Origin of the sequence: Limnofasciculus baicalensis BBK-W-15 (assembly GCF_024178385.1) — a bacterium.
Taxonomy (GTDB): Bacteria; Cyanobacteriota; Cyanobacteriia; order Cyanobacteriales; family Coleofasciculaceae; genus Limnofasciculus; species Limnofasciculus baicalensis.
In genome coordinates this window covers 1-4,127 of sequence record NZ_JAMZMM010000455.1, presented here as the reverse complement: position 1 = coordinate 4,127, position 4,127 = coordinate 1, and the positions used below count along the sequence as shown (strand labels likewise).

General features: G+C 40.5%; 2 protein-coding genes. One reads left to right on the top strand and one right to left on the bottom strand.

Translation table 11 applies throughout. The features are described 5' to 3' along the window. The first annotated feature begins 346 nt into the window (after positions 1-346). Positions 347-1,501 (top strand): hypothetical protein, encoded by a 1,155-nt coding sequence (locus NJ959_RS26435; RefSeq protein ID WP_254014744.1) that lies wholly within the window; start codon positions 347-349, stop codon positions 1,499-1,501. Positions 1,502-1,703: 202 nt separating this feature from the next. Here NJ959_RS26435 and NJ959_RS26430 read toward each other — a convergent pair whose 3' ends face one another. After that, positions 1,704-3,884 carry a DEAD/DEAH box helicase gene (locus tag NJ959_RS26430; protein WP_254014743.1) on the bottom strand — a complete coding sequence of 727 codons (2,181 nt, stop codon included), beginning with the start codon at positions 3,882-3,884 and terminating at the stop codon, positions 1,704-1,706. Positions 3,885-4,127: the final 243 nt, after the last annotated feature.

Here is a 4,127-nt window from a genome sequence, read left to right as displayed (position 1 = left end):
GAGGTCAACAATTAAACAGGTATATTGGGGAGGCAGTGCGTTGGACGGGTTCCCCGGCTTAAAGCAACTGCCGTTTGAAGCCAGTGTTGTTGACGTAAAAAGCCTTAGTTAACGATTATGGCGGGAGTCTCCACGGGGGAAGAGAGATGAGATATTGCGCTACAACATTTGATTGTTGACTAAAATTTGCATCCATTGTTATACAAAAGCCGTCCCCATGGTTATGTGGGCGGCTTTTGTTTACTGTAAAATTTGGGTTAGGGAGGATTATCTCCTTACTGCTTGCATTTAGGGAACTTAGTACAGTGAAATACTCTAATTAATTTAAACAATAACTATTAATAATATGACAGAAAACAAACCAAAAGATAAAATCAATCCAACTCCACCTGAGCAGTTGACAGGCGATAAAAAACTGACTTACGAGGAAAAGACAAGTCGAATCCAAGCTTTAACCAAATTGATTAAGGCACTAACTCCTTACCTATGGGTGGCTATTATTATAATTGTGATTATTCCTCTGATTGGCAAGTTTATTCTATCAGGTTCATTAACTCCAAAGCCAATAAATTCAAATCAAAAAACTGAGGCTGTAGTTGTTATCGACCAAACAATACCAGATTGGAATGAAATAGATCGTGCGCTCGCAACTAGCATCAAGGATGCCCATGCCAACGCAGAAACCTTTGCTTCAGCTCAATTAAACGAGTGGATTGACGAATTAATGACTCGTGTTGATAGCAGCTTTCTGGATTGGTATTTTAATTATTTCAATCAAAAGAAAATGGAATTTAGTATTCCATTTGTATGGTTATCATCAGCAGTATCCCACTGGATTGATACCAATAATCCACCTGCAAATCAAGCAATCGCAGAAAAAATGACTGGAGATTTTCAAACTGAATTTACTAAATTAGTTCTTCGACCTCAAATTGCCCAACTAGAATTAGAGAGAATCACTAGAGATACCATTAATCAATATGTCTCAGACTTGAGCGATAGCATTTCTCAGATTCAAAGTACTTACAAAATTCCCCAAGGAGAGTGGGAGCGATATCTCAGTGATATTGCCGTGACAATTAATGATACGGAAGGCAACATTTCTAATTTATCATTAAAAGCCTTAGTCGGTGGCAGTACTTACCTATTTGCTAAAGCAATGATTCCCACAGTCACTAAAATTGGTAGTAAAGTTGCAGTCTCATTTGCAGAAAAAGCCACTGCCAAAATAGCAGCTAAAACTGGAGGGACAGTCGCTGCAAAATTTGGGGCAGAATTTCTCGATCCAATTGTTGGAATTGGGATTATTATCTGGGATTTATGGGATTATCATCACACAGTTGAGATAGATCGACCTATTCTAAGAGATGTGATTTTAGACTATTTGCAAGAAGTAAAATATTCTCTGTTAGGTAATTATAAAAATAGTATTATGGCAGCTATTTATCAGTTAGAAGATGGTATTCTGAAATCAGTTAACTCAGCCAATTTTAGTAATTAGTTCAATATCTGAGGTTGGGTTGAGCGATAGTGAAACCCAACCTACCAGAATCTACATAACAATTGGCTCAGAGCCAATTGTTACAGCACGATGTATGTGAGGTACAGAGAAACCCGGTAACTTTGGCGAAACCCGGTTTCTGGAACGTACTTTATGAACCGACAATCTGCTGTATGTAGATTGCCTATGCTATACCTCGATCTTAATCTTCTCGCTCACTAATATCTCGCTTCAAGGGACGCTTGTAAGTAAAATTAAAAGTATCCCCACTATCAATTACTCGCCGCATTTCATCATACATGGGATAGTCACCCACCCCACTCAAATTCACCCAACCCCGGGTTCGAGTTAAGGCTACAAATAATTGATTCCGCAAACTAACATCGGCTTCATTTCTCGCTACTTGATCGAAACCAACTACATACACCATATCCGCTTCATTTCCCTTAGCGCGAGGTACGCGAGATACCGTTACTCCACCTTCCATCCAGAAGCGATCTGGGTCATAATTAGGATACTGTGGCTTCAATTCATTTAACTCGAAAGCGGTGGGAATATAGATACTAATGTCTTGCTCCATTAAGAAAGCCGCCACATGATTTTCTAACTCCATTGTTTCGGAAATAGATCCCAAAACTATCACCAAGATATCTCGACTTGCTTTGAGATCGTCTTGAACTAAGTTATGCAAAATATTATCAGCGAGAGCGTTTAATTCTTCTTGGCGAGAGCTATAGGTTTCAAACTCCAATAGAGGTGCTTGCCATAGTCTTTCCAGCGGATTTAAGGAATTTTCTGGGGGACGATGGAGGGTGATTTTTTGTCCGGGAATAAATTTACCCGTGACTTCATAACCAATCCGTTCCCAATCTTGTTTTGTGGTAATTCCAGTGATCATTCCTTCTGGACGTAATAACCCCATCCCAATCCCATGAGCCGCTGTGAGAATTGAGCCGGGAGTGCGGTAACAACGGCGCATTACTTCTGATTTTTTGATCCCGCCATTGTATTGTGTTCCTTGAGATAATATTCGGCTTAAATCCTCACCGAATAATTCCTTAGTTGTGGGAATTTTAAGGCTATCTAAACTTTGAGCTTCATCATAAGCCCAAATCAAGCGTCGATTTTGCGGATCTTCTGAATCTACTGGTTTCAATGATTGATAAGCCATCCAGTAAATCGCTTGTTTATCCTGATATTTCAGCTCATCTTCGGTGACTAAATCTTGTCCTTCATCAATTAAAATAGCATCAAAAAATGGTTGGATTACTATTTCTTCCGATAGCCGCTTACAGATTTCCGCTAATCCCCGGATTGGCTGTCTTTGCGCTGTATCCCCTACAGATTTAGGACGGATACCATTTAACTGGCAAATTGTCCCGTACAAACCAGCTCGATTTTTATCACCCCAAGCATGAATGATTCGTAATTTGGAATTAGTTGCAGGATTATATTGAACATCGCCATTACTAAACCGACGCAGCCATTTATCCACTAACCCAATCATCAAATCGTAGAGGGTGCGAGTGAAAAATACTAATGCAATATCCCATTCTGGATGCTTCAAGTGCATGTGAGCTGCTTTCTGACATAGCAACACCGTTTTTCCTGAACCTGCAATTCCCCGCAGCCGTTGAAAACCTGGAGGAATTTCTTTACCGATATGTTCCTGCTGTAAATCAAATTTGTAGAGTTCTTCGGCACAAGCAGCCATAATACTAGCACGAGTTTTCCCATCACTAGAAACGAGAATACGAGGAGGTTTCCGGAGAACAAACGTACCGCTAATGACAGCTAATAGTAATTTCCATTGTTCGTCATCTAAGTATTCTCCTGGAATGGCAGGTGCAGATTGTTGAATCCGTTCCCAGAGACTAACTTTACTGAGTTGATCTTGAAAGATAATAGGAGGACAGTTTTGCAGTTGATCGAATCCTCTTTCCTGCCATTCTTCTTGAGTAATGAGGGGAAGTGCTACGATCGCTCTTCCCATAACTTTACGCCAAATAGCAGGTTCGCGATCGCAATATGCAATTAAAGCTTTTAACTGTCGTTGAACTTGTTGATCCGGGTTCGCTTCTGTGGCATAAAAGTTTTGAAACCGCCACTCCTCTTCGTTAATTTCCACAATCTGGTCAATCCTGACCGATTTTACCTCGATCGCAACTAAACCCAGTTCCCTATCCACAATCAAAATATCTGGTTCCTTGCGTATTTCGCCCACCTTTAAGAAAATGGGATAGCGCCAATAGCCGATACAGTTGCGATCTAAAAATGCGCTTTTCGTCGCATCCCATACCTTTTGCTCTCCGGCTGCTTCATTTTCGCCAATTGGCTCAGTGGTGATAAACTTGCTACCCCGATCCGTTTCCAATACTGACATTGGGATTTACTTCCTTTTAATGCAAATCTAAAAGAAGAGTTCCCAAACCATCAGCTCAAATTGCAAGGGAGCTAAATTTTGGCGAGGAATCTAATCCCAAAAACTTTAGAGGGGCTTGTCATCGATCGCAAAAACAGTTATTATAGCATTTTTATTTAACCTCATAACTTGGACTACTATCAACAAGTCGAAAAACCTAACCCCCCAGCCCCCTTCCCTTCAAGGGAAGGGGGAGCAAGATTT